The organism is Pedobacter frigoris, assembly GCF_032678645.1.
In the GTDB taxonomy this organism is placed as follows: domain Bacteria; phylum Bacteroidota; class Bacteroidia; order Sphingobacteriales; family Sphingobacteriaceae; genus Pedobacter; species Pedobacter frigoris_A.
Map to the genome: position 1 here is coordinate 885476 of NZ_JAVTSP010000001.1, position 25566 is coordinate 911041.

Here is a 25566-nt window from a genome sequence, read left to right on the forward strand (position 1 = left end):
TAAGCAAAATATAGCTTACAACAAACCCAGCAGGTCCTTTTTACTGAGGGATTTAAAAATGGATTCTTCTGTTTTAATGAGGTCGTTGGCAATTTCCTTTTTAGATTCCTGCATCATCATGATCTTTTCCTCAACGGTATCAGGACAAATCAGCCTGACGGCTACTACATTTTTCTTTTGTCCGATACGGTATGACCTGTCTATGGCTTGATTCTCCACCGCAGGATTCCACCATGGATCTACCAGGTAGACATAATCCGCCTGTGTCAGGTTCAATCCCGTACCTCCTGCCTTCAGACTAATCAGAAAAATACGGATTTCAGGATTGTTTTGAAAGGATTCTACTACGGCCTGCCTGTTTCTGGTTTGTCCGGTCAGGTATTCATAGCGTACATTTCTTACCTGAAGTTCTTCCTTTATGAGATCAAGCATGGTCACAAACTGGGAAAATATAAGGATCTTATGCTGTGGGGCTTTGCTTTCAATCTGTTCCATCAGCACATCCATTTTAGCCGAAGCATTTCCGTAAAATTTATCATTGCTCAGTAAAGCCGGGGAATTACAGATCTGCCTCAATTTAGTGATGCCCTTTAAAACGTGCATACTACTTTTAGCCAGCTCATCTTCTGATCTTCCCATCAGGAAATCCCGGATTTCTTCTCTTGCACTGTCATAAACCTCACGCTGCTGCTCTCCCATCTCGCAATAGATGACCATTTCAGTCTTATCAGGCAGTTCCTTCGCCACCTGTTCTTTTGTTCTCCTTAAGATAAATGGATTGATTTTCCGATGAAGTTCAGCAGCTCTTTTACTGTCTTTAAACTGGTCGATAGGCACTGAATAAATCTGCTTAAAATACTGCTTCGTGCCCAGCAATCCCGGACAGGCAAAAGACAACTGACCATACAGATCAAAAGTATTGTTCTCTATGGGTGTGCCGGTCAGCACCACTTTATTGCGCGATCGCAGCATACGAACGGCTTTATAACGTTGTGAATCAGGATTCTTTATAGTCTGAGATTCGTCTAAAAAAATATAATTAAACCTGTAATCTTTCAAAAAGCGGATGTCTGCAAGTAAGGTGCCGTAAGAAGTGAGTATGATCTCGTACTGATCAAAATCATGCACCACTTTGGCCCTGTCAGCTCCATAAATCGTACGGACCTTGATGGAAGGTGCAAATTTTTCTACTTCTTTTTGCCAGTTAAAAATCAAAGATGCAGGAACTACGATCAGATTTGTATTGTGTGCCGATTTATCACGCTGACTCAGGATAAAAGCGATCACCTGTATGGTTTTACCCAGACCCATATCATCGGCAAGACAGGCACCGAAATTAAACTCATCCAAAAAATTCAGCCAGTTCAGTCCCTCCTTCTGATACCCTCTTAATTCTGCATTCAATCCTTCAGGAACAGCAATAGTTTCAATTTCCTTAAATGCGTTCAGTTTAGATTTATAATGCATCAGCTGACTCCTGACCTGCTGATCAAGCACCTCATCCTCATACAACTCTTCTACTGCGCTATAGCTGATATTTGGCGTTCGTATGGTTTCTTCTACTACCTCTCCTGCACCAAAATAAGCGGTAAACTTTTCAATCCATTCATCGGGTAAGATGCCCATAGTACCGTCATCCAGCTGTACGAACTTGCTTTTGTTACGGATCGATTTGTGCAGGTGTTTAAGCGCAACAGTCTCTTTATTAAACTTGACCTTAATAGCTGTTTCAAACCAATCCATACCGCTGTTGACTACGATTGAAATTTCCGCCTTATAGGGATTTACCGGATTGTTCTTCAGTTCATTGAAACCGAGTATTGCTATTCCTTTGCTTCGCCAGGCTTCAAAAGCATCCAAAAACCAAGCAGCGTCCAGAAAATTCTTACGGTGCAGGTAAAAGCAGTCGGCATGTTTCTGTTCAGGAAACTCTTCCATCTGCTCCATGAACTGAGGATGCATTTTTGCAATAATGGTAATAAATTGAAGTTCTCTTTCTTCATCACGGGCCAGTGTAAACATCTTGCCCAGTTTATCTTTTGATTTGATCTGCTTTTGAGAGATAACCGGAATCTCCAGACTTCCATACTTCATAACAGGTGTGATCAGCACAAAATCTTCAGACTCCGACAGGTAAAGAATCAGTTCATTTTCCAGGTCAAAACCTTGTTCTATGATCTGTTTTTTCGTTGCTCGCCTCAGATAGGAATAATTGATCTTGATCTTCTCCTCGAGCACAGAAAGGATATTTTCATAAAATCCCTCATATTCCTCCCGCTCCAGGACTATCGTATCATTCTGAAATTTAAAGAAATCGATGACACTCAAAAAATATGGATTATCAACCAGGTAAAGATGGTGCTGCACCTGTATAAAATAGTTGTACCTGAGCCTGATGCTTTCCAGTCCATAGGATTTATCCTCCAGCATCAGTTTACCGGAAATTTCAAAATGATCTGCCTTTTCATTCACAGAAAGAAGGAGATCGGGCTTCAATGATTCCATTTTAGCAGGAAAAATTGAAGCGGCAGTAATACTGGAGGCTATTTTGTCATCGTGGAGGTAAACCTCCAGGTTCAGGGGATTACGGACAATTGCCTTCAATGCATCCAGATCTGACTCTGCCCTGCTTTCAGAATAATTGTTTTTAAACCTGGAAACTCCGGTATAAAACTTCAGTTCCTCATGGTTGTCCGTCTTCCAGACCATATCCAGGGGATCAATAAATTTAATGGGATTCTTAAGTTTTCCATTCCGGGCCATTTCAGCTTCCGCCAGCTCAATTACAAGGTGACGGTAAAAACGATGCTGACTCAATATCAGCACCGTTTTTGCAAGAACGACATTACTTCCGGAGGGCAACTTGCCAGTCTTATCAGCCTTCAAAATGGCATTAAGCCTGGTCAGGTCTAGTTTCCCTGAATTTCGTTCTTCTCTATCGTTCATTGAATCTTTATCGGCAGTTGATTACGGCGTCTAAAGATAATGAAACTCTCAATGCGTTCTAAGGAGAATCTCCATATCCTTCATCAATTGCTCAACTTCATGATCCAGTGTACCATCATAGGCACCTCTGATGCGTTTTTCTTTGTCAATCAGCATCAGGTAACCCTGGTGAACAAAGCCTCCCGGCGCATTTTTATTTTCCTGTGCAGAGACCAGGTAATTGCGTTCGGCCAGCGCGTAGATCTCGTCCCTTGTTCCCCAAAGATATTCCCATTGTGTTCCCCTGATACCAAGCTTATCGGCATACGCCTTCATTCTCGATGGCGTATCGTATTTCACATCAATGGTATGAGAAGCAAACTTAACTTCAGGATTACCTTTAAATTTCTGGTAAACCTTCAGCAAGTTGCGGTGCATCGTCGGACAAATTGTAGGACAAGAGGTAAAGAAAAAATCAGCGACATAAATGGTTCCATCGAAGTCATTTTCAGTAACCACCATACTGTCCTGGTTCAGCAACTTGAAAGCAGGGATTTTCCTAAAAACTGTATCAGTCACGGTCTTTCCATCCACCACCTTCTCCACTGCTTCCATTTGAAGAAACGGCAGTCTTGCAGACTTATCCTTACAGGATGAAAGCAGTACAATCACTACTAAACCTGTTAAAAATAGCCTTCTCATTATTTCTTAAATTTGATCAGGTATTCATTCGAGATTTTGATTTCCTGTTTGTAAATGCTGTCAATATCCGCTATCTTCTTCTTTTCCGCTTCAAAGTACTTTACAGCTTCTGCATTTGATTTACCGGTAATGTCGGGCTCAAACTGATGCATCCAGTCATTCATCGCATCCTCTGCCTTTACAAGTTCAAGTTTAAGCGCATTCATCGCTGTCCGCTCTTTCACCGTATCTAGCTCTGGAAACGTTACTTTCAACCCTTTAAGGTCTTTTATAAGTGTGTCCAGCTTCATTTGATTGCTGACGATGACCCCATGATCGGCCATTACAACGTCATGAAATTTCATCACATCGTCACGCACAGCTTTGTAGTCTGTACCTTGCTGACAAGCAGCCAGCATAGTAGCCGCTAATAATATTCCAGTTATTTTTTTCATCTGTATATAGTTTATTAATTACCTCATTAAGGCTTCACCATTGTATAATAGATTTCAGCGCCCTTATGGCCTTCCCTAACCCAGGAAACAAGCAGTCCCTTATCGGTTTCAGTTAACACGGCATGGTTATCAGAAAGGTCACCGTTAGTCATTGCTATCGATTTTTCCACTTCACCATTGGACACAATTTTGAGCACTACCTTAGCCGATGCAGCAGGTCCGTGACTCATCTTCATGCCTCCCTTGGAATGGTCCATTTTCATGTCATGCGGTGGTTCTGCTGCTGCCATTTCTTCGAATACCATAGCCAGCGTGCCATCTTTAAGAGCTGTCATCTGAGGGTGTCTTCCTGAAGCACTGATGAGTTTCCTGTTGTTAAAATCACCACCCAAACCTTTTGATACGGTATAGTACAAACCGGCACCTCCACCAGCAGTAAACCACAGGGCATTCGTACCAGCTTGTGTACGAGCGATGGAAGGTCCTGAATGTGGACATCCCTCTATCTCCCAGTTGTCATTGCTGATCGTTTTCGGTGTAGTAAAACTCTTTCCATTGTCTTTGGAGAGCTTGTATACCATATCTCTTACTTGTTTACCTGAAAGTACAGAAGGATACATAATGTTTCTGTAAGCCAGGTGCAGGTTGCCCTCCTTATCTGCAAAAAGGTCTGTACGGCAACATTCACAGGTTCCTTTCTCCAGACAGGTATCCAATCCGAATCCTTTACCTTTTTCTGTACGTGCAAAAAACAGCGCTGAACCTTTGATTTCCTTGGCATACCTCCCATCCAGCCATACAGCTGCCAGTTCTCCATCCTTTAAAACTGCTACATCAAAAAAACTGCGTCCATAAGCATGAGCAGTATCGGAATGAAGGTATTGTACTTCAGACCATGTTCTTCCATCATCACCGGAAGTACTGTAATAAATGGCGCCTGCAAAAGGGTTTTTTTCCGCGGGAAAACGTTTGGCAAAAAGGGCGACAACAGTACCGTCAGACTTAAATGCTACCTTAGCCATGCTCTCAGCAGAGTTACTGCTGCCCGCCGAAGCGGGAACAGTAACTGGCTGATTAAAAGTATTGGTTTGCACATTGTAAACAGCATATTTGAGGCGGAACAGTGAATCTTTACCATCCTGCTCAGTCCAGCAAAGTACCGGATTTCCTTTGTTATCATTTGTAAAATACGGGCCTGCGGCAGTCGCACCTGCTGTACTCACCAGGGTCGGCAATGTCGGCTTTTCTGTTTTACAGGAAGTCAGGAAACTTGCCGCTGCAATTATTATTATAAATATGCTTTTCATTTAAAATAGGTATTTAAGATTTAAACCTCCGTAGCCATTTCTTTTTGGAGAAGGGCTGTAGAAAGGTGATTGCGCTCCATTGTAACCCACAGCATTCAGCGAGACGATTGAACTGTAACTTTCATTCAGGATGTTATCCAGTCCGGCATATACGTTCACTTCCAGGCATTTGATCAATTGCTTTTTAAAGCCGATTTTCGCATTCAACACCTGATAAGCATCATTAAAAGCAGTATTTGCATCATTCAGAGGCAGTTTGTCGCTAAAGAAGTAATTACCATAAAAGTAAACACCCATCCTTGTTTCTATATCTACACCAGCATTGAACACCCAGGGAGCAATGCCTGTCAACTTATTACCATCGTATGTTGCGGTAACTATATTCTGCGCATTCAGGATTTTGTAATCTTTAAATTTAAAATCAGAATAAGTAACTGCAGCGAAAGGACGTAAGCTAACAACTTCATGCTGATCTTCCGCTTTCAAAAGCTGGTAAGAAAGTGCAAGTTCTGCTCCATCATGACTTGTTTTACCGGCGTTATTATAAATCGTAATGCCTTGCTGTACGGATTGCGCGATCAATTCTCCTTTCATATCCAGCTTGAAAACAGCCAGATCATAAGCCAGACGCGACTTAAATAAGTTTCCTTTGGCATTTACTTCATAGTTCCAGCCCTTTTCAGCCTGAAGTACAGGGTTGATGGAACCATCTACATTTTTGATTTCAGAACTCGAGGGAGGAGAAAATCCTGAGCTCACGCTGGCATGCAGACTAAGCGCTTCACTGAAATTATGACTCAGTGCAATACGTGGGCTTGCCTGGGGATCGAACTTTTTCACGCCCGTCTGGTTGGTCTTCAGATAATCCTTCACATCATAATTTAAACTATTGTAGCTTAAACCCAAAGTAAGTGTTGTTTTTGGGCCTAATGAAGTTTCTGATTGATAAAACAGGGAGTAATTCGTATTTCGATAATCAACATTTGCATTCATTGTCCCCTCCGTGCCTTTATTGTTGACGTACTGTGAACCTTTGGTCAGTCCTTCATTGAATTCTGCACCAACTGTAAAACGGGTTGGGAACAGCTCGAATTCAGGGTCATAGCTGAAGCGCGTCCTTCCGCCGTAGCTTTGATAAAAGTTACGGATGTAAGCATATGGAAGCGGATGATTCAGATCGTAAAAGTATGTAAACACGCTTGTGCTATTGGAAAACTGGTCATTGAAATGGTATTGCTGGCCCAGGCCAATTCGTGTCCAGGTCTGGTACCTGCCTGCGGCTTTATCCAGATTGGTGGTATTAGCCTGCAAAGGATTAGCATTTACCTGATCAAGGGTTAGCGAACCGGGGATCTGCGAATACTGTGTGGTTCTGTTCAGCAACAAAGTAATGATGCGCTTATCACTTGGAAAAAGCTGAAAATTACCTGTAAGGAATCTCCGCATATCCTTGCTGTGCTCACGGTAACCTTTATATTCCTGCCAGCCGTAAGAAACGTAGCTATTGACTTTATCACCACCATTGCGGTAAGTAGTTGCCAACCTGTGCAGTCCATAGGCGCCTAACAAACCTGAGGCCTCAATGCTCTGTTCCTGGTAAGGAGAACGCTGCATTTGAAAGTTGATGACTCCTCCTGTGCCAGCGCCGTAAATGCTTGAAGCTGGTCCTTTGATCACTTCGGCCCTGCCGATGCTGTTCACATCAAGCGCTTCTATCCGTGTAGTTCCATCTGCTTCTGTTACCGGAATCTCATTTACATAGATCTTCACATTTCTGATACCATAAGAAGCACGGACACCATTTCCACGAATGGAGATACGTGCTTCAGAAAGTGTACTTTGGTCCATGCGCACTCCCGGAATGCTGTTTAGAGCGGGCTGCAGAGACACCGCGCTGCCACGACTAATATCCCTTGCGGTGAGTAAAGCGACAGATCCCGCCGTCTCCTTACTCGTCTTATTTGCGCTATATCCTGCCACGCGTACTTCATTGAGACGAACGGCATCAGCTTCCAGTTGCACATTCAGTTCGTTATCAGCTGATGATATCCTGATCATCTGATTTTTATAACCGGCCATTGAAGTACTCACTTTACCTTCCGGCTGGTCTGCACTAATCTCGAAAAAACCTTTAGCATCTGATTTACCAAGCTGCTGACCGGATACAGTAAACAAAAGTACACCTGCTAATGGCTGTCTGGTTTGAGAATCATATATATGGCCTTTTAAAGCCTTTGTTTGGGCCATGCCCTGCAAAAAGCAGCACATCAGGCCAATAGATAGTATTAAATATCTGTATGGGTTCATTAAAATTATATTATTTACATAAGAATCTACCGCATCAGAAAAATCTGACGGGTGATGTTATTTTATTCGTTTCGCTAAAATTTACTTTCAGCCATTCGTTTGGCTAAAATTTACCTTCTCAGAGGAGACATAGGAACCATTGCGCTTCTTCAGCGCATTTGTTCCAGTCTCTGAAGAGAATGGTCAATTTTACTGTGGCGGATGAAATATAGAATTCTTAATACTTTGCGGCATTCCTGTAGAAAAAGGAACATGAAGATTAATTTCCGCAAAGGCATACTGTTTAAACACCAAAGGTTTCACTACCAAAGCATCCTGTATCTGTGTCTTTTGCGATTGGCGTTCCTGTTTTTGCTCTTTGTCCTGCGCCTGCTTTAATTTTTTCATCAAATAGCACTTTCCATTACAATGCATTTCAGGTTTATCTTTGTTTTCACAAAGCTCTTTGGCGATATAATTCTGATTGGCTTCAAAACCCAAAAACACCAATAAGCTTGAACAGTTTGCCGACAGCAAACTAAACAAAAGTAATATGGATATGGGTTTCAACAGCATTCTGCGGCAAAGATATAAAAAAAGCAGGTCCGACGACCTGCTTTAGAATGAATTTATTTGGTGATGGAGACCGGTTTTTTATTTTCGTCGATGGCTACGAATGAAAATTCTCCGGTTACTGCCTTTTCCCGCTCCTCGGAATACATTTGTTCCACATAAATCTCCACCTTAACCTTCATACTCGTATTACCAATATGGCTTACCGTCCCTACGAGTTCTACTATAGTTCCGGCAGGTATAGGCCGGTTAAAATCTATCCGGTCACTGCTTACTGTTACCATTCGCTGCCTGCTAAACCTGGTAGCAGTAATAAAAGCTACCTCATCCATCATATGCATAGCAGTACCGCCAAACAAGGTATCGTAATGATTAGTCGTATTCGGAAATACAGCCTTAAAGATCCGCGTTTCCGATGCCTTAATTTTATCTTCTATTGTCATTTGCGTATTTATACTTAAAATTTACCTTCTCAGAAGCAACATAGGAATCATTGCGCTTCATCAGCGCATTTGTTCCAGTCGCCGAAGAGAATGGTCAATTTTTTCCTTAGCGCAGCTTTCCCCATTTCAAATAAGTCGCGCCCCATGAGAATCCTGCACCAAAAGCAGTAAGGATCATCTTGTCCCCATATTTAAAATCATCTTTGAAATCCCATAAACATAAAGGAATTGTGGCTGCAGTGGTGTTACCGTACCTGTCGATATTTACTTTTACCTGATCGGCCGATAATCCCAGATAATCACCTACAGATTGAATAATCCTTAAGTTCGCCTGATGAGGAATAAGGTAATTGATTTGGGAGCTGATCAGGTCATTAGACTTTAGTACCTCATTACAAGTATCAGTCATACCCTGAATAGCGGCTTTGAAAACCACACGACCATCCTGACGCACGTAATGTAATTTTTCGTCCAAAGTAGCCTGTGAAGCCGGGTATTTAGAACCACCAGCTGTAACGATAAGATTTTCTTTACCCGTACCATCTGTTCTGAAAAAGCTATCCATCAAACCTACAGGCTCTTCAGTTTGCTCCAGCAAAACAGCGCCGGCACCATCTCCGAATAAAATACAGGTATTGCGGTCAGTATAATTTACGATTGCGCTGTTTTTATCGGCACCAATCACAACAACCTTCTTACAGCGTCCACTTTCAATCATACTTGCACCTAAAGTCAATGCATATAAAAAACCGCTGCAAGCGGCGTTGGTATCTATACCCCAGGCATTTTTAAGGCCTGCTTTTTCGCAAACCATACTTCCGGTACTTACCATCACATAATCAGGTGTTGAAGTCGATACGATGACACAATCAATTTCATCTGGATCTACATGACCATCTTCCATTAATCTTTTCAATGCAAGGGTTGCCATGTCGGAAGTAGCGATATTTGGATCATTTACGATCCTCCGCTCCTTTATTCCTGTTCTGGCAATGATCCATTCATTGTTGGTATCCACCATTTTTTCAAGGTCATGGTTACTCAAAACCGTATCTGGAACATAACCTCCAACCGCAGTAATTACCGCATTTTTCCTTATTCTCATTTATGTGTATGTAATTCTGTAAAAAAGGCAGGCATGTAACCTGCCCTTTTATTTTTTACAAAGTTACGGCTTCTTCCACAGATTCCCGCAGTACTTTTGCAGCTGCGACCATTTCTATTAAAGCTTTTTTTGTTTCGTCCCAGTGTCTGGTTTTCAAACCACAGTCCGGATTTACCCAAAGCTGATCAATAGGAATTACGGCTTTGGCCTTTTCCAGTAAGCTAACCATCTCATTTTTAGAAGGTACTCGAGGAGAATGGATATCATACACACCAGGCCCGATCTCATTCGGATACTTAAAATCAGCAAAAGCATCCAGCAGTTCCATTTGCGAACGGGAACACTCAATTGTGATCACATCAGCATCCATATCGGCAATATTCTGAATAATATCGTTGAATTCTGAGTAGCACATGTGTGTATGGATCTGCGTTTCATCAGCCACCCCACTTGCGGAAATGCGGAATGCCTTAACTGCCCATTCCAGATAAGCTTGCCAATCGGCTTTACGTAAAGGCAGTCCCTCACGAATTGCGGGTTCGTCAATCTGTATGATTTTAATACCTGCTTTTTCCAGGTCAACTACTTCGTCCCTGATAGCCAGAGCGATTTGTGTACAGGTTTCTGAGCGTGACTGGTCATTGCGGACAAATGACCATTGCAAAATCGTTACCGGACCTGTTAGCATTCCTTTTACCCATTTCTCGCTTAGCGACTGGGCAAATGCAGACCACCTTACTGTCATGGCCTTCGGTCTGTGCACATCACCATAAATTACAGGAGGTTTTACACATCTGCTGCCATAACTCTGTACCCAGCCATTTTTAGTGAACGTAAAACCAGCAAGTTGCTCACCGAAATACTCCACCATGTCATTTCTTTCAAATTCACCATGCACCAGCACATCAATACCTGATTCTTCCTGGAAACGAATGGTTTCTTCTGTTTCCTTTTCAATCAAAGCATCGTATTCGGCCAGGGTAAGTTCTCCTTTTTTATATTTAGACCTCCAGCTCCTCACTTCTGCAGTTTGTGGAAACGAACCTATAGTAGTAGTTGGAAATAAAGGTAAACCTAAAGCTTCGCGCTGAGCAGCTTTACGCACAGCAAAATCATGATTTCTACGGTCGTCTTTTTCAGAAATACCCGCCACACGCTGCTTTACAGCCTGATTGTGAATCAAAGAAGAAATCCGGCGATTTTCATGCGCTTGTATATTATCTGATAATATCGAAGGATCAAGATCCTCTTTGTTCAGCAACTTTTTTAATACCACAACTTCATCTACTTTTTGTCTGGCAAATGCAAGCCATTGTTTGATCTCAGGGGTCAATGTAGCATCATTCGTTTCCAGTGAGAGGTCGCAGGGCGAATGAATTAAAGAGCATGAAGGACTGATGATCAACCTGTCAGTCCCCAATTTTGTCAACGCATTTTCCAGCTGCGCAAGCGACTTCTGATAATCATTCTTCCAAATGTTACGCCCATCTACCACTCCCAGAGAAAGTGTCAGATTAGACGGAATAGCTGCGAGAACTGACTCCAATTGTTCAGGGGCACGCACCAGGTCGATGTGCAGTGCCGTAACAGGTAGTGAAACAGCCAAGGTCACATTGTCTTTTAAAGCCTCAAAATATGTAGTAAGTAAGACCTTTAATCTTGGAAATGCCTTCCTGATTTCAGTATATACATATTTAAAAGCTGCCTTGTCTTTTTCAGTCAGGTCCAGGGAAAGGAATGGCTCGTCAAACTGCACCCACTCCACATGCTGTTCATCCAGTTTCTTCAAAATATCCAGGTATACCGGAAGCAGGTTTTTAATCAGGTCGATCCTTTCAAAACCAGCTTCTTTCTCCTTACCCAGCAACAAGTAAGTAACCGGACCAATAATGACCGGTTTTGTTTTGATACCCAGTCTTTTACCCTCGTTATAGTCATCCAGCAATTTTGTCGAGAAAAGCTTAAACTGCTGATCTTTTACAAATTCTGGCACAATGTAATGGTAGTTGGTATCAAACCATTTGGTCATTTCCATTGCAGTAATGTCCAGACCATCTTTCTGATAACCCCTTGCCATTGCAAAATACAGGTCCAGTTCTGAATTACTCTTGTTGAGGATCACTTCATGATAACGTTTTGGAATAGCACCTACCGTCAAGGAAAGGTCCAATACCTGATCATAAAATGAGAAATCATTACTCGGAATAAGCGCTATTCCTGCTGTCTGCTGCAGCTCCCAATTTTGCTGGCGGATGGTTTTACCAACCTGTACCAGCTGCTGAATGGTTGTTTTGCCCGACCAATATTGCTCGCAGGCTTTTTTGAGTTCTCTGTTGCTACCAATTCGCGGATAGCCTAGATTGTTTGTTAGCATTTTTCTTGCATTTAATTGAAAAAATCAGTTAAAAGCGCTTTGCTGAACTTCACAATGCGAACGGAAAAAAGAAAAAAGAAAGCGGATGTAAACGAATAGCCCATCAGCACGTCATATCGAACCGCAGGGAGATATCTTTCAAAGATCTCTCTTCGCTACGCTTCCATCGAGATGACGAACACCAATGCGAATATCATAATGGCATAACCATTAGATATTAGTTTAACATCAAACTAACCTTTGCTTCAAATCGCGAAAGCATTGTCAATTCGGTAAAGGCAGGTCTCCTGACTTGTAACATTTTTACCGTCCTTCCCATTCTGTTGAACAGTGGACTACTAAGGGTAAAAACCTTTTGTGTTACTTACAGTTGCGCGACAGCTCGTGATTTACACACGATTCCCTATTAATCTACAGCTAAGTAAAACCTCTTCCGGTTGATGAAGAAATAAAGTAAAGAACTTATCAGTTGCAAACTTAGGTATTATTACGCTAAATAAAACACGAAAACAACAAACGATATAAATAGCCCTCAAATGCTATAACAACCTAAATTATTACCTCCACATTACACTTAATTTTTTCAGTAACGTACCTTTGCAGCAATTAAACACCGTATCATGAAATTCAAACATTACCTTTTTCCAGCTGCCCTGTTGGCCATAACCCTTTCCTTTACATCCTGTAAGGAACAAAAGAAACTGCCTATATATGGACAAAGGGAAGCAAAAGAGGTAAAAAATGCTGATGGAACCGTTAGTATAGACACAGTCTACCAAACGATACCGGCATTTAAGTTTTTAAACCAGGACAGTACCTACATCACCAATGATACTTTTAAGGATAAGATCTACATCGCTGATTTTTTCTTCACCTCCTGCTCTACCATCTGTCCTACCATGCACCGAAATATGAAAGAGGTCTTTGAAAAGTACAAGGACAATCCGGATGTAATGTATCTTTCACACACCATCGACTTTAAGTACGACACACCTTACAGATTAAAGAAATATGCTCAAAAACTAGGTGTAGATGGGCCAAAATGGCAATTTGCTTACGGAACAAAGGATAGTGTTTACAAAATAGCAGAGAAGGATTACCTTGTTGCCGTTGGCGAAGATTCAACTCAAAGAGACGGCTATATACACCAGGGATGGCTTGTTTTGATAGACAAACAAAAGCGCATACGCGGTGCCTATGACGGTACAGTAAAGGAACAGGTAGCACAATTAATGAAAGACATTCCTGTTTTACTGGCAGAAGATAAGAAATAACTATGCGAAGACGCTTATTAAGTATATTATTCCTTAGCTCCATTGGTTTAATCATCTATTCCTGTCAGAATGCAAGCCAACTGAAGCAGGACATCTATTATACCAACGGGCGCGATCTGTATATTAAATATTGTCAGAATTGTCATGGTGCAAATGGAGAGGGACTAAGTGCCCTCGCTCCGCCACTTACCGACACGGTATTCCTCCAGCAAAACAAACAAAAAATCGCCTGTTACATTAAAAATGGACTAAGCGAACCTATTACCGTTCATGGACGCCAGTATCAGGAGAAAATGCCTGATTTCCCTACCCTCGCCAATATTGACATCGCTCAGATCATTGTTTACATTACCAATTCATTTGGCAATAAACAAGGTCATTATACTCCGGAACAAGTAGCTGATGATCTCAAAAACTGTAAATAAATCAATAGTTTTTAATTATGTTTATGGTAGATTATGGAAAATTTCGACTGGACTTCGTTTACTAAACGCATCGCCATAAAGGCTAAAATGGCTGATATTTATAATGCCTGGACAAAATCTGCGGAACTCGAAAAATGGTTCCTGGAAAAGGCAGGATTTTATGACGGCAATAAAAAGGCATTGAGCAAATACATCAATGCTTCTAAAGACAATACCTATGAATGGACCTGGTATTTATACCCGGATGCCATGACAGGAAATATCACATCTGCCAATGGCAGGGATTTTTTACAATTCATATTTGAGGGAGAATGCCTTGTAGACGTCAAACTAAGCGAGTCGAAAGGATATACCATCGTAGAACTGAAACAGCACCAGATTCCGACCGACGACCAGTCCAAACAATTCGTCAGACTGGGTTGCTCAAGTGGTTGGGCATTTTATCTGGTCAACATGAAGTCAATCTACGAAGGTGGTATAGACTTGAGAAATAAAGACAGGCATTTGAATCCAATGATCAACAATTAATGTTCTCTAACTAAGCAATTCATGAAAGTTACTCACACTAAAACATTAGCCAGAAAAATTCTACTCACGTTTTTAGCGTTTGTAATTGTAGTTTCCATTGCAGCAATTTTCGTTCGCAGTTCCATCACTGCGAAACTGGAACATATTTCAAAACTTGCCAGCAATGTAGAACGTGATCAGCTGAAACCGCAACAGACCTTGCTTTTACTCCAGCAGGCTGAAGAAGATTTTCAGGAGTCATTGTTAAATCCGGATAGCATCAGAAGTAACAGCTATAAAGCCAAACTTAATGCGGCATTTAACAATATTGATACCCTCTTAAAAAACAATACAGATACGGCAGACCTGACTTCAGCACAAAGCAAGATAGTAAGGTCACTTTATTCAAAAAAAATAATTCTTTCAGAACGGCTCCTGGTGTTAAAACATAACTTTGACTCTCTGCTAACCGTGTATGCCCGGTTTAACGGCGAGGTAGAACAAATACCAGCTACTAAAATCAAAACAGAGGTAAAACCAACCAAAAAGAACATCAACATAAAAACTGATACTATAGTAAAAGTAGTCGGCGGAGAAAAAAAAGGGCTCTTTGGGAGGATAAAAGATGCCATCGCCAATAAAAAAACCGGCGAGAAAGATGTCATCATCATCAACCATAATAAAAATAGCAACACTGCCGACCTGACTACCCAAAAGATGATTGCGGCAGACAGAAACAATTTTTCTAAGCAGTTGCAGCTGCTGCAGGAGCGTAATGTCACCCTGCTGAGTATGCAAAAACAGCTCATCAGTCTCAATTCTGATATCAGCAACGAACTTGAACGTATCATCAACGACTTGAAAGACATCAACTATAGAGTAGCAGACGAGCTCAAAACCATGGCTTTTAGGAATTATCAGGAAACAACCAACCTTTTAAATAAATTCTACCTGGCAGCTTTATTTTTAGTTCTGGTATTTGCCATATTACTGATTATCTTCATCATGCAGCTCAATAAATCCGAAATCTTTTTAAGAAAAGAAAATGAGCGTTCAGTAACCATGGCACAGCAAAAAATGGACTTGCTGCTCCACATGAGCCATGAAATACGCAATCCGCTAACCGCAATCAAAGGCTTCCTATATATTTTCAGCAGAACTACTCTTACCCAGCGTCAGAAAGAAATGCTGGATTCCATCAGGGGATCTTCTGATATGCTGCTGCTCACGCTGAATGACACCCTTGATGCCGCAAAAATGGAAAACAGTGAATTCAAGATCAACAATGACGCTTTCAATCCGGATTTCACGTTAAACGAGGTGATAGAAAGCATGAGTTATAGTGCGACCAAGAAAAACCTTGGTATGGACTATAAATTCAAGGGAGACCAACAGGCAATAGTACTCGGAGACAGCTTCAGGCTGAAACAAATCCTGATCAACCTGCTGAGCAATGCCATCAAATACACTGCTCAGGGAAACATTACAGTAAGAGCCCAGCTAAACCCGGAGAATGGTCTGCAGGTGGAAGTGACTGATACAGGTGCAGGAATCAGCCTGGATCAGCAGACCAATCTGTTCTCCAAATACTACCAGACCACATCGTCAAAAGGTCAGGTAGGCACCGGACTCGGACTTTACATATGTAAACAGCTTATCGAGCTGCAAAATGGCAATATCAGCGTAAAAAGCACCCCTGGAACCGGAACGACATTTACTTTCTACATTCCGTATCAAAAGAACGAACAGGCAATATCCGGCAATCCGGGAACTGAAAATATGGTATCCCTCCTCAATGGCATCAGTATCCTTGCAGTTGACGACAATGAGCTCAACCTGATGTTCCTGAAAGTAATGACGCATAAATGGAATGTTGATTTTCACCAGAGCTCTACGGCCGAAGAAGCGCTTAAGATTATAAAGGAAGGCAATATCAAATTGGTCTTGACAGACATACAGCTCCCTGGAATGAATGGAGATCAGCTTTTGGAGGCGATAAGAGCACTTAAAAGTCCTTTAAATCAGATCCCGGTTGTCGCTGTCAGCGGCCAGTCTGACACCACAGGTGAAAAGGGATTTGAAGACAAAGGATTTTGCGGTTTTATATCAAAACCTTTTGTTGAGCAAGACATCATTACCCAGCTGCTAAAAGCATTGGATAAAATGTCTGGCGTTGCATAAAAAACTGGTATATTTGCATCAAAATGCAAGCCGTTCTATCGCTGCAATTTAATTATTGGAGAGGAAAGTCCGGGCAACACAGAGCATCTCGCTTCCTAACGGGAAGAGGCTCGGGATTGAATACCCGGGTTATGGAAAGTGCCGCAGAAAGCACACCGCCGATGGCCTGAAAAGGCACAGGTAAGGTTGAAAACGTGAGGTAAGAGCTCACGAGTTTTGCCAGTGATGGCAGGGCTGGTAAACCCCGGGAGTTGAAAGACCAAATAGGCTAACGCATGTAGGGCTGCTCGTCCGATGTTAGTGGGTAGGTCGTTAGAGATAAATGGCAACATTTATAGTGGATTAATGATAGAATCCTTATTTATTGAGGAACAGAACCCGGCTTACAGGCTTGCATTTTTTTATTTTAATAAAAACAATATATTAGCACGGATAATTAAACACACACTGAGGCAATACCTATGGCAAAATTGTTGATAATTGATGATGAGCGAGCGATAAGAAGCACTTTACGTGAGATCTTAGAATATGAAAATTACGAAGTTGAAGATATCGATAATGGAGTTGATGGACTTGAACTGATCAAGAAAAAGAAATTTGATCTCGTACTTTGCGACATCAAAATGAATAAAATGGACGGAATGGAAGTGCTGGAACAGGCACTGGCATACAGTCCGGATCTTCCTTTTATCATGATCTCCGGACATGGAACGGTTGAAACCGCAATAGAAGCAAGTAAAAAAGGCGCTTTTGATTTCATTTCAAAACCACCTGATCTAAACAGATTACTGATCACTGTTAGAAATGCACTGGACAGGGGTACTCTAGTCACTGAAACTAAGGTTTTAAAAAGAAAGGTCAGCAAGACCAGGGATATCCTTGGAAGTTCCGACAACATCAATAAAATTAAAGAAACTATAGAGCGCGTAGCCCCTACCGAAGCGCGGGTTTTAATCACCGGTGCAAATGGTAGTGGTAAAGAACTTGTGGCGCGCTGGTTACATGAAAAATCAAACCGTGCAGACAGCCCGCTTATTGAAGTAAACTGTGCTGCTATTCCATCTGAATTAATTGAAAGTGAGTTGTTCGGTCATGAAAAAGGTTCATTTACCTCTGCTGTAAAACAGCGCATCGGTAAGTTCGAACTGGCCAATGGCGGAACACTGTTCTTAGATGAGATCGGCGACATGAGTCTTTCTGCGCAGGCAAAAGTGCTTCGTGCATTACAGGAGCATAAAATCACACGTGTAGGGGGCGAAAAAGAATTTGAGGTAAATGTAAGAGTACTTGCCGCAACCAATAAAGACCTGCTTAAAGAAATAGAAGACGGAAATTTCCGTATGGACTTGTACCACCGTCTGAACGTGATCAATATCCATGTACCTCATTTACGTGAGCGTATCGAAGACATCCCTGAAATAGCGCAGAACTTTCTTGAAGACATCTGCAAGGATTATGGCATGCCTGTTAAAAAGATCAGTGAAGGCGGAATGCTGGCGCTGCAAAATCTGCCATGGACAGGTAATGTTCGTGAATTGCACAATATGATTGAACGTTTAATCATTTTAAGTGATAAAGTAATTACAGAGCATGACGTTGTTGCTTTTGCCAATCCGGGAGGCGGAACAAACATCGGTGCATCATCGGGAACCAATGGAACACCTTCAAGTTCGTCATCTGCTGTACCTAATTATGATAAGTTCACCAACTTCCAGGATTATAAAGATTATGCAGAGCGGGAATTCATCAAGTTCAAATTAGAAAAAAACAATTGGAACGTGAGTAAAACAGCTGACGATATTGATATCCAACGCAGTCACCTGTACAGCAAAATAGAAAAATACGGGCTGAAAAGAACAGCCGAATAGTAGAAAATGCCCCTGCAAGTTGCAGGGGCATTTTGCCCATTACACTTCCTCAGCACACCTCCACCTCCACCTCTGCCGTAGCATCAGGCAAAACAACATCCACACGTCCCAATTACCAATATCTCAGGAGATGCTCGAATAAAGCTAAATATTTAGGTTGACATTAACTAATGTTTTAGTTATATTTGATTATAATCCTAAAGATCATGAAATCACTTTGTTTATTACTATCGCTTACAATGCTGACAGCGGTTACATCATTTGCTCAGGCAGATAAGATTAACGAAGACAAAAGCACTGCGTTAACTTCAGCAGTAGCCGAAATAAGGGCCATCAAAACGGCAGACGAAAAAGAGAAAAGGCTGAATGAGGTGCTGACAGCATTCAATCTGGACATCAATAAAGAAGCTGACGCAGCGAAAGTCGACCGCGCTTTTACCAGTATTGGAGTGGCCTTTTTTATGGAGAAGAATTATCAAAAGACTGAGTTTTACATTGACAAAATCGCATCTAAGACGATTCGTGCGGCCTTATATTCTTCCTTTTGTAGAGATAAAGAAAAAATAAAAGACAACCTACCATTTTTCGCTAAAATCTCAAAAAGATCCCTGGACCTGGTGGAAATGGCGAAACTGGACAAAGAAGACCCTAAATATTATAAGTCAAGAGCAGAATATTTGAACCAGCTGGCCGCTAATTATATGATGTACGCACCTGTATATGCAGGGGTACTGGAAACAATGGGTAAAAATTCGGAAGCCTTAGCGCTAATGGAAGATATTGTCAAAAAACATAACTTCGCGATTTTGGAAACAAACATGAGTTACCTGGAGCTCCTGATAAAAAATGGTAAGAACAATGAGGCCAAAACTGCTGCAGAACGATTTGTAAGAGCAGGTCAGGCCAATGAAAAACTAAAAACCGTACTAAAAGCGCAATACACAGGTACCGAAAATTTTGAGACATACTATGGAAATCTGGAAAAAGAAGCAGACAATAAGCGAAATGAGCGTTTTGCCAAAAGAGTGATCAACGTTCCCGCACCTGCATTTGCTTTAAAGAACTTGAAAGGTGAAGTGACAGACCTGGCAGCATTAAAAGGCAAAACCGTTATTATTGATTGTTGGGCAACCTGGTGTGGACCATGTATCAAATCCTTCCCAGGTATGCAATTGGCCGTCGAAAAGTACAGGAATGATCCGAATGTAGTTTTCCTGTTCATCAATACCTTTGAACGTGAGGAAAATAGAGAGAAAACAGTAAAGGACTGGATGTTGGCCAATCCAAAATACACCTTTAATGTTTTGCTGGATACCCCGACACCAAATGCTCCGGGAAAATTTGATTTTGCTGATAAATACAAAGTTGAAGGAATTCCCACCAAGTTTATTATAGATGGCAGTGGAAATATCCGGTTTAATGTAGCTGGCTTTGATGGTACGCCTGAGTCGGTTGTAAAAGAACTGGATATCATGATTTCTCTTTCAAAAGCCGGAGCAGGAAAGTAGCTGCTTTTAATCCATAATGATCAGCCTCCTCCCTTCTATCTTAAATGTAAAACCTTGTGTAAGCGCCAGGACCCTCATCATCTGCGATAGCGTCACATCCCGGGAAACTGCTCCCGCAAAGACCTTATCACTTCGTTTATATTTAAACTGGTATACTACTTCTACGTCATACCATCGTGCCACCGTCCTCATTAATGATTCCAGATCTTCATTCTGGAAGTAAAAGTCGCCAGGTTTACCCTGTACCTTTCTCCACGCCATGGCACGCTCTGCTTCCTGCACCTGCTGCACTTGTATCCGGAAGTCTTTATCCAGCGTAGCCTGCTCGTTTGGTTTTAGGATTATGGCACCCTGACTCATTTTGCTTCGCAGCTCCTGCGCGGTCAGCGCTTTTCCGCTAGCATAGTTTAAAGATCTTTCCCCGCGTCGAGATGACGGAGACGGCTGGAATGAAGATACCGAAACACTACCCTCCAGCAACGTGGTCTTGACACTCGGTTCATCCGCATACGCATTAATATTAAAGTGAGTACCCAACACTGTTACCTCCTGCCCCAAGCTCTTTACTATAAAAGGTCTCTTTTTATTCTTTGCCACCTCAAAGTAGGCTTCTCCAGTCAGCTCAACTTTTCGGGACTCTGCCCCCGAAAAGTCGGAAGGGATTCTTAATGTGCTGGCGGCATTAAGCCATACCTTGGTGCCATCCGGCAATATGAATTCGTAAGTCTGTCCTTTGGCGGTTGAGGCGACGAGATCCTTCGCGTTCGCTCTGGATGACAAAGGGTCGCTCGAGATGACGGTGTTATCATTATAAGCGACCTTATCATCCCCTATTATTACTCCGCTCTTTGCATCGCTCAATTCTATCACCTTACCACTGGCAAGCGTGATTGTAGCTCCGTTCTTACCTGGCGCTATGTCGTCGTTAGCATAGTTCGAAAGATCTCTCCTGTCGTCGGGATGACGAGATGGAGCATTAAAGAAATAAACACCTAAAACTATAAGCGCTACCGCCGCTGCTACCGCAGCGATACGAGTCCAAAGCCTAATAATCCTCCTTTCAACCGGCATCTGTTGCTCCATATTCACCCACATTTCGTTTTTAATACGCAGGTAATCTTCCATTTCAGGATTTTGCATCTGGAGCATAGATTCTCTTGCATACCAATTCTCAAGCAGCAGTTGCTCCTCTGTTGTAGCCTCGCCTGCTTTATATTTTTGTAGTAATATTTTAATCCTGTTGGTGTCCATTGTTGGTGGTTTATATCACGTTTAATAGTAATACAGATCAGAAGAGCCTTGGGTGTAGAAGAAAATGAAAATAATATTTAAAAGACAACTATACTTGTCTTTTAAATAAATTAACTGTACATTTAGACGTTCAAACTAATCTTTAAATGATGAAAACATTTTCAAAATTCTCTAAATTCCTGGGTTTATTCCTCATTCTTATCGGGATTCCGATCCTGTTAACTTCCAAATCACACAATCCTGAGCTTCCCCTGCTCTCTGGCTTATTTGTATTATTTATCAGCAACCAAACCAGGGAAGACGAAAGATCTGGTGCAATCCGGTCCTCTGCAGCTCTTTTTGCATTAATTATTGGGTATACAATTAAGCTGGTTATCTCCAATCTTTACCAGCACCAGATGATTGGCTTCGACTTAATATCAATTAATTATTTCCTGATACTGGTATTCTCTCTTGCTAACATTATCCGTTTTTCAAGGCTTTACATTTTTATGGCGTAATTTTGCACCATAATGAAACCATCATTAAACATACTACCTACAAACAGCAATGATATGCTTATGATAGCTTCATAACCTATAAAAGACAGACTAATTCTGATGAAAAACACGATAAAGGTAGAACGGGCAAAACACGACCTTACTCAAGCCGCACTTGCCGACAAAGTCAATGTATCAAGACAAACGATAAATTCAATTGAGATCGGAAAGTTCGTCCCTTCCAGTATTCTGGTGTTAAAGATCGCCTCAGTATTCAATACCACTGTAGAAGAGATTTTCACACTGGAAGAAAAAGACTGGAAATAATCATCAGTCTTTATTCAGCATTGCTAGAATAATCATAGCACCCGGACCATAGGATTTCAGCTTTACCCTCAAAATATCCAGCGCATTGTGAACCTGTGTCTTTACAGTCTTCTCAGAGATCCCCAGCTTCTCGGCAATCTCCTTATGGCTGAGATTTTCCAACCGGCTCATTTCAAATACCTGCCGCATCTTTACAGGAAGTTTTGCAATTTCTAAAGCAATGATGGCCATCAGCTCCCTTTCATCCAGTTTATCCATAGTCTCCGTGCTGGCCTCAGTGGCATATCTGGAAATCGAGCTCACATAGTCATTTCTGGTCTTGCCTCTCTGAATGAGGTTGAATATTCTATTCCGCGATGACACATACAAATACCCCGGCAAATTAGCATCCTCTTTAACCTGCCCTGCATTGGACCACAAATTCATAAAAACATCCTGAACCAGGTCTTTTGCAGCCTCTTCATCCCTGAGCATCTGATTCACCTTGAAATAAATCATCATACCATAACGGCTATATACTTCTTCAAAAGCGGTTTTATCTCCCAGCTTTAAAAAAGCAACCAGTTCCTGATCAGAATATGCGCTATAAGCAGCCATAATATTACCCCTGTTATCTTAAAGTTAAGTAATTTGTTTTCATTAAGCATCATTTTTTTCATTTGTAATGAAGCTTGCTCAGTAAACTTCGCAGGTTGCAAGATTATACAAGTTCCGCCATATAAACCAACTAAAAGAAAAATAAATTCGTAGTTTCGCTACTTTTTGTCATCATCTCAGCGCTCTGCGCTTGTTTCACCTAAAGCCTTCCGCCGTATCACATTAAGGGTTGCTGCGACTGGAAACGAACCAACCCTTAAGCAAGTGTGCGGAAACCCTTAAGAAGAAGCGAACGGAATGTGAAAGGAAAGCGTAAAAAATCCTATTAGTTTAAATTCAACAACCCTTTAACTAAAGCCTTCCACTGTGGATAGGAGAAACCAACTTTAGCACCCCAGCCCACAAAGGTATTACGGATATTATCCAGTGTATTTTCGGTACCTGTATTGGGTATCTCGTTGCGACCATGTTCTTCCGCATAGATTGTATTGCCAATGCGCTTCACCTGGAAAGTAGAAGTTGCCTGGTCAGTTAAAAAATGAGCCGTTTCCTCACTACTCGTCAAAGGGTTTGCAGATGGTCTGGCGGTCATGCTCAATACTTCGGCATCATCCAGCACCTGCGCTTTGATCTCTTCAATAGTTACCCAATCATGCCCGCCACCGGTCTGTGTACCCGGTCCCGGTATATCAATCCGGATGTGATCGCCATTTGTCGCTTTTCGCTGCACCAGGTTTCCATCTGCATCGGTAAGAAAAAATTCTGACATACCTACTCCCGCGATTTCTGTCCAGCGGTTTACATCCAACAAACGTCCTTTTACCGTTTTGAAAAACTGAATTGCTTCTGCTTCAGAAGCTAACTCGATCTTTTCAACCGCATTCATTTCTGATCCTGTCTGCTGAGGCGGCACATGTGCCGCTCCAGGTTCGTTGTTTTCTCTATTTGTTTCCATGCTTCTTATAGATTAGGTTTGTCATCTGCAGGCTTAACCACTGGCATCTTGAAAATGTTTCAGCCAATTAAAAACAACCAACTACCCCCAATGCACAACATCACTTGCAGTCGGATAGTATCCCGAATTTATCACTTTGCTGGTTTGCTTCTCAGTAAAGCGATCTGTTCGAGCTTCAACTGGAGGTCCTCGGGATAGAAAGGCTTCAGCAGGAAATCGTCGAGGTAATGAAATTCCGGATGCAATTCAATGGAAATGCCGATTGAAGCAGTTATTGCGATGATATAAACACTGCTTTTCTCAGCATCATCCATTTTACGGATTTCCCTGGAGGCCTCAAAACCGTCCATTACCGGCATATTGATATCCATAAATATGACGTCATAATTTTTAGCCAGTAACGCTTCTACCGCAAGCTGACCATTTTCGGCAACATCTGCTTTTAATCCCCATCGGGCTATTGTTTTTTGAAGTACCATAACATTGATCAGGTTATCCTCGGCAATTAAGATGCGCAGGTGGTTAATTTCGGCCGCAGTTTCCGCTGAAGTTCTTGCCGAGACCTCTTTCGCAACCTCTACTTTAATCAGTACAAGCGTAAATCTAAATGTGGTACCGGATCCCTCCTTGCTATCAAATGTTAATTTGCCGCCATGCAGATCTACCAGTCTTCTCGCTATACTGAGTCCAAGCCCTGTTCCATGATACTGCCTGTTGTTCCGGTGCTTCGCACGAAAGTAAGGCTCAAAAATACTCGGGACCTGATCTTTGGGAATACCAATACCGGAATCTGTAACCTCAAATTTGACGGTTAAAGCATCTTTAATGGTGTTCTCCAGGCTTACCGTGATTTTCACAAAGCCCTCCTGGGTAAATTTAATTGCATTTCCGGCAAGGTTAAATAAGATCTGGGTCAGCCGGCTTTGGTCGCCATAAACGGTAATTTCTTTTAAACGGTCATCGGTTTCCAGCAAAAACTCAATTCCCTTTGCTGAAGATCTGATCTTCAATGCCCCATACACATTAGCCAGCAAGGTATCCAGGCGGAAGGACGTCTGTTCCAGCTTTTCCATTCCGGCATCAAGCCTGTTAAAACTGAGGATGTCATTGATCGTGGCCATCAGGTTCTCTGCAGAAAAATGCAGGATTTCAAGATTTTCTTTTTGCTCAGGCTTAGGATTATTTTCCAGTAAAACGTTGGTCATTCCAATTACAGCGTTTAAAGGGGTACGTAGCTCATGCGACATAGTGGAAAGAAAATTGGTCTTATCCTGGGCTATTTTTTTTGCAGACAATAAAGAGCGCTTCAAATTGGCTGTTAGACGCTGTTCTTTCCAGCTGGTCTTTTTAAATGCCCGGAAAAAGAAATAATGAATGAAAATCAGCAATATAAAATTGATGACGATGGAGAAATTATGAGCGTAAATATTGACGCTTTGTGTAGCCCATAACAAGCTCACATCATAGAACTGCTGTAAGGTAAACAGTAATGCCACCGGTATGGTATTTATCAGGGAATAAACCAGCCCCCAGCGTGATCCCAGAATATAATAACCGCCGGTAACGATCATCATGACATATTGTACGGTAACGAGATTAATTCCATCTTTTAGGAACAACAGATTGGACCAGATGAAACATGTCAGGCAGATTATAAAGTAATGTCCAACTTTTTTCCATGGTATGTTGAGAAAGATCATGACCAGCCCGAAAATAAAAAGCACCATAAGAATGCTAATCCTGTACAACAGAATATTTCGTTCCTGAAAAAAATACAATATGAAGAGAAAAATACTTAATGCAGAAAAAGCAAGCAGCAATTGCACCAGTATACCGATTCTTGCCCGGTTGAGAAAACCTGCCTCCATTCTAAGAATAGCATTGTATCTTTTAAGAAAGAAGTTAAACATGGCGTTCTATAATTTTCATATACAACACCAAAAACCTTCATTTTGTTCTAGTATCAGTAAATAAGATTACTAAACAGTTAAATAAGTTGGAGTCCTCCACAATATTGTTCCAAGAAGACTTTCGGATTCAGTATA

21 protein-coding genes, 1 other RNA gene and 1 riboswitch are annotated in these 25566 nt (G+C 41.7%); of the genes, 9 read left to right on the forward strand and 13 right to left on the reverse strand.

All coding sequences use genetic code 11. From position 1 onward, the window contains the following. Nucleotides 1-15 precede the first annotated feature (15 nt). The 9 genes from R2Q78_RS03945 to metE form a co-directional block, all read right to left on the reverse strand. Nucleotides 16-2946: a DEAD/DEAH box helicase gene (locus R2Q78_RS03945; RefSeq protein ID WP_316789072.1), complete on the reverse strand. Its 2931-nt coding sequence runs from the start codon at nt 2944-2946 to the stop codon at nt 16-18. Nucleotides 2947-2994: 48 nt separating this feature from the next. Then, nucleotides 2995-3627, reverse strand: a complete 633-nt coding sequence (locus R2Q78_RS03950; protein WP_316789074.1) for an SCO family protein — start codon at nt 3625-3627, stop codon at nt 2995-2997. Continuing rightward, nucleotides 3627-4061, reverse strand: coding sequence for a hypothetical protein (locus R2Q78_RS03955; protein ID WP_316789076.1), 435 nt, complete (start codon nt 4059-4061; stop codon nt 3627-3629). The genes R2Q78_RS03950 and R2Q78_RS03955 overlap by 1 nt, the downstream gene beginning before the upstream one ends. A gap of 26 nt (nt 4062-4087) precedes the next feature. Next, the gene (locus tag R2Q78_RS03960) at nt 4088-5368 is read right to left on the reverse strand and encodes a sialidase family protein (protein WP_316789077.1); all 1281 of its coding nucleotides are present in this window, start codon (nt 5366-5368) and stop codon (nt 4088-4090) included. Further along, nucleotides 5369-7675 carry a TonB-dependent receptor domain-containing protein gene (locus R2Q78_RS03965; RefSeq protein ID WP_316789079.1) on the reverse strand — a complete coding sequence of 769 codons (2307 nt, stop codon included), beginning with the start codon at nt 7673-7675 and terminating at the stop codon, nt 5369-5371. A gap of 189 nt (nt 7676-7864) precedes the next feature. After that, nucleotides 7865-8230, reverse strand: coding sequence for a hypothetical protein (locus R2Q78_RS03970; protein WP_136836216.1), 366 nt, complete (start codon nt 8228-8230; stop codon nt 7865-7867). Nucleotides 8231-8283: 53 nt separating this feature from the next. Beyond that, complete coding sequence (locus R2Q78_RS03975) at nt 8284-8670, reverse strand: acyl-CoA thioesterase (RefSeq protein WP_316789081.1); 387 nt, start codon at nt 8668-8670, stop codon at nt 8284-8286. Between the two features lie 106 nt (nt 8671-8776). Further along, a complete protein-coding gene (locus R2Q78_RS03980; protein ID WP_316789083.1) occupies nt 8777-9775 on the reverse strand; it encodes a beta-ketoacyl-ACP synthase III in 999 nt (332 codons plus the stop codon). 55 nt (nt 9776-9830) lie between these two features. Continuing rightward, entirely contained in the window at nt 9831-12149 is a 2319-nt protein-coding gene (metE, locus tag R2Q78_RS03985) for a 5-methyltetrahydropteroyltriglutamate--homocysteine S-methyltransferase (RefSeq protein WP_316789086.1), read from the reverse strand. Between the two features lie 259 nt (nt 12150-12408). Then, a riboswitch (cobalamin riboswitch) is annotated at nt 12409-12596 on the reverse strand. 173 nt (nt 12597-12769) lie between these two features. Here metE and R2Q78_RS03990 point away from each other — a divergent pair. From R2Q78_RS03990 to R2Q78_RS04020, 7 genes are all read left to right on the forward strand, one after another. Then, nucleotides 12770-13423: an SCO family protein gene (locus R2Q78_RS03990; protein WP_316789088.1), complete on the forward strand. Its 654-nt coding sequence runs from the start codon at nt 12770-12772 to the stop codon at nt 13421-13423. A 2-nt stretch (nt 13424-13425) separates the two neighbouring features. Beyond that, nucleotides 13426-13848: a cytochrome c gene (locus R2Q78_RS03995; protein WP_316789090.1), complete on the forward strand. Its 423-nt coding sequence runs from the start codon at nt 13426-13428 to the stop codon at nt 13846-13848. Between the two features lie 33 nt (nt 13849-13881). Continuing rightward, the gene (locus R2Q78_RS04000; protein ID WP_316789093.1) at nt 13882-14376 is read left to right on the forward strand and encodes an SRPBCC domain-containing protein; all 495 of its coding nucleotides are present in this window, start codon (nt 13882-13884) and stop codon (nt 14374-14376) included. A gap of 21 nt (nt 14377-14397) precedes the next feature. Beyond that, complete coding sequence (locus R2Q78_RS04005) at nt 14398-16536, forward strand: hybrid sensor histidine kinase/response regulator (RefSeq protein WP_316789095.1); 2139 nt, start codon at nt 14398-14400, stop codon at nt 16534-16536. Between the two features lie 22 nt (nt 16537-16558). Then, nucleotides 16559-16938: RNase P RNA component class A (gene rnpB / locus R2Q78_RS04010), an RNA gene on the forward strand. Nucleotides 16939-16997: 59 nt separating this feature from the next. After that, entirely contained in the window at nt 16998-18404 is a 1407-nt protein-coding gene (locus tag R2Q78_RS04015; protein WP_316789097.1) for a sigma-54 dependent transcriptional regulator, read from the forward strand. A 206-nt stretch (nt 18405-18610) separates the two neighbouring features. After that, nucleotides 18611-19912, forward strand: a complete 1302-nt coding sequence (locus R2Q78_RS04020) for a TlpA disulfide reductase family protein (RefSeq protein ID WP_316789098.1) — start codon at nt 18611-18613, stop codon at nt 19910-19912. Nucleotides 19913-19918: 6 nt separating this feature from the next. Here R2Q78_RS04020 and R2Q78_RS04025 read toward each other — a convergent pair whose 3' ends face one another. Continuing rightward, nucleotides 19919-21163, reverse strand: coding sequence for a FecR family protein (locus R2Q78_RS04025; RefSeq protein ID WP_316789099.1), 1245 nt, complete (start codon nt 21161-21163; stop codon nt 19919-19921). A gap of 146 nt (nt 21164-21309) precedes the next feature. Between R2Q78_RS04025 and R2Q78_RS04030 the strand changes: the two genes are divergently transcribed. Then, nucleotides 21310-21663, forward strand: coding sequence for a hypothetical protein (locus R2Q78_RS04030; RefSeq protein WP_316789101.1), 354 nt, complete (start codon nt 21310-21312; stop codon nt 21661-21663). Between the two features lie 99 nt (nt 21664-21762). Further along, nucleotides 21763-21969: a helix-turn-helix transcriptional regulator gene (locus R2Q78_RS04035; protein WP_316789102.1), complete on the forward strand. Its 207-nt coding sequence runs from the start codon at nt 21763-21765 to the stop codon at nt 21967-21969. A gap of 3 nt (nt 21970-21972) precedes the next feature. On the opposite strand, the gene R2Q78_RS04040 is transcribed toward R2Q78_RS04035, so the two are convergent. The 3 genes from R2Q78_RS04040 to R2Q78_RS04050 all read right to left on the reverse strand — a co-directional run bounded on the left by R2Q78_RS04040 (nt 21973) and on the right by R2Q78_RS04050 (nt 25431). Then, nucleotides 21973-22566: an RNA polymerase sigma-70 factor gene (locus R2Q78_RS04040; RefSeq protein ID WP_316789103.1), complete on the reverse strand. Its 594-nt coding sequence runs from the start codon at nt 22564-22566 to the stop codon at nt 21973-21975. A 325-nt stretch (nt 22567-22891) separates the two neighbouring features. Further along, nucleotides 22892-23521 carry a hypothetical protein gene (locus R2Q78_RS04045; protein WP_316789104.1) on the reverse strand — a complete coding sequence of 210 codons (630 nt, stop codon included), beginning with the start codon at nt 23519-23521 and terminating at the stop codon, nt 22892-22894. Between the two features lie 131 nt (nt 23522-23652). Then, entirely contained in the window at nt 23653-25431 is a 1779-nt protein-coding gene (locus R2Q78_RS04050) for an ATP-binding protein (protein WP_316789107.1), read from the reverse strand. Nucleotides 25432-25566 lie beyond the last annotated feature (135 nt).

Excerpts from the sequence above, each read along its gene's own strand:
- R2Q78_RS03945 (WP_316789072.1), bottom strand. The coding sequence starts at position 2,946 with ATGAACGATAGAGAAGAACGAAATTCAGGGAAACTAGACCTGACCAGG.
- R2Q78_RS03950 (WP_316789074.1), bottom strand. The coding sequence starts at position 3,627 with ATGAGAAGGCTATTTTTAACAGGTTTAGTAGTGATTGTACTGCTTTCA.
- R2Q78_RS03955 (WP_316789076.1), bottom strand. The coding sequence starts at position 4,061 with ATGAAAAAAATAACTGGAATATTATTAGCGGCTACTATGCTGGCTGCT.
- R2Q78_RS03960 (WP_316789077.1), bottom strand. The coding sequence starts at position 5,368 with ATGAAAAGCATATTTATAATAATAATTGCAGCGGCAAGTTTCCTGACT.
- R2Q78_RS03965 (WP_316789079.1), bottom strand. The coding sequence starts at position 7,675 with ATGAACCCATACAGATATTTAATACTATCTATTGGCCTGATGTGCTGC.
- R2Q78_RS03970 (WP_136836216.1), bottom strand. The coding sequence starts at position 8,230 with ATGCTGTTGAAACCCATATCCATATTACTTTTGTTTAGTTTGCTGTCG.
- R2Q78_RS03975 (WP_316789081.1), bottom strand. The coding sequence starts at position 8,670 with ATGACAATAGAAGATAAAATTAAGGCATCGGAAACGCGGATCTTTAAG.
- R2Q78_RS03980 (WP_316789083.1), bottom strand. The coding sequence starts at position 9,775 with ATGAGAATAAGGAAAAATGCGGTAATTACTGCGGTTGGAGGTTATGTT.
- metE (WP_316789086.1), bottom strand. The coding sequence starts at position 12,149 with ATGCTAACAAACAATCTAGGCTATCCGCGAATTGGTAGCAACAGAGAA.
- R2Q78_RS03990 (WP_316789088.1), top strand. The coding sequence starts at position 12,770 with ATGAAATTCAAACATTACCTTTTTCCAGCTGCCCTGTTGGCCATAACC.
- R2Q78_RS03995 (WP_316789090.1), top strand. The coding sequence starts at position 13,426 with ATGCGAAGACGCTTATTAAGTATATTATTCCTTAGCTCCATTGGTTTA.
- R2Q78_RS04000 (WP_316789093.1), top strand. The coding sequence starts at position 13,882 with ATGGAAAATTTCGACTGGACTTCGTTTACTAAACGCATCGCCATAAAG.
- R2Q78_RS04005 (WP_316789095.1), top strand. The coding sequence starts at position 14,398 with ATGAAAGTTACTCACACTAAAACATTAGCCAGAAAAATTCTACTCACG.
- R2Q78_RS04015 (WP_316789097.1), top strand. The coding sequence starts at position 16,998 with ATGGCAAAATTGTTGATAATTGATGATGAGCGAGCGATAAGAAGCACT.
- R2Q78_RS04020 (WP_316789098.1), top strand. The coding sequence starts at position 18,611 with ATGAAATCACTTTGTTTATTACTATCGCTTACAATGCTGACAGCGGTT.
- R2Q78_RS04025 (WP_316789099.1), bottom strand. The coding sequence starts at position 21,163 with ATGGACACCAACAGGATTAAAATATTACTACAAAAATATAAAGCAGGC.
- R2Q78_RS04030 (WP_316789101.1), top strand. The coding sequence starts at position 21,310 with ATGATGAAAACATTTTCAAAATTCTCTAAATTCCTGGGTTTATTCCTC.
- R2Q78_RS04035 (WP_316789102.1), top strand. The coding sequence starts at position 21,763 with ATGAAAAACACGATAAAGGTAGAACGGGCAAAACACGACCTTACTCAA.
- R2Q78_RS04040 (WP_316789103.1), bottom strand. The coding sequence starts at position 22,566 with ATGGCTGCTTATAGCGCATATTCTGATCAGGAACTGGTTGCTTTTTTA.
- R2Q78_RS04045 (WP_316789104.1), bottom strand. The coding sequence starts at position 23,521 with ATGGAAACAAATAGAGAAAACAACGAACCTGGAGCGGCACATGTGCCG.
- R2Q78_RS04050 (WP_316789107.1), bottom strand. The coding sequence starts at position 25,431 with ATGTTTAACTTCTTTCTTAAAAGATACAATGCTATTCTTAGAATGGAG.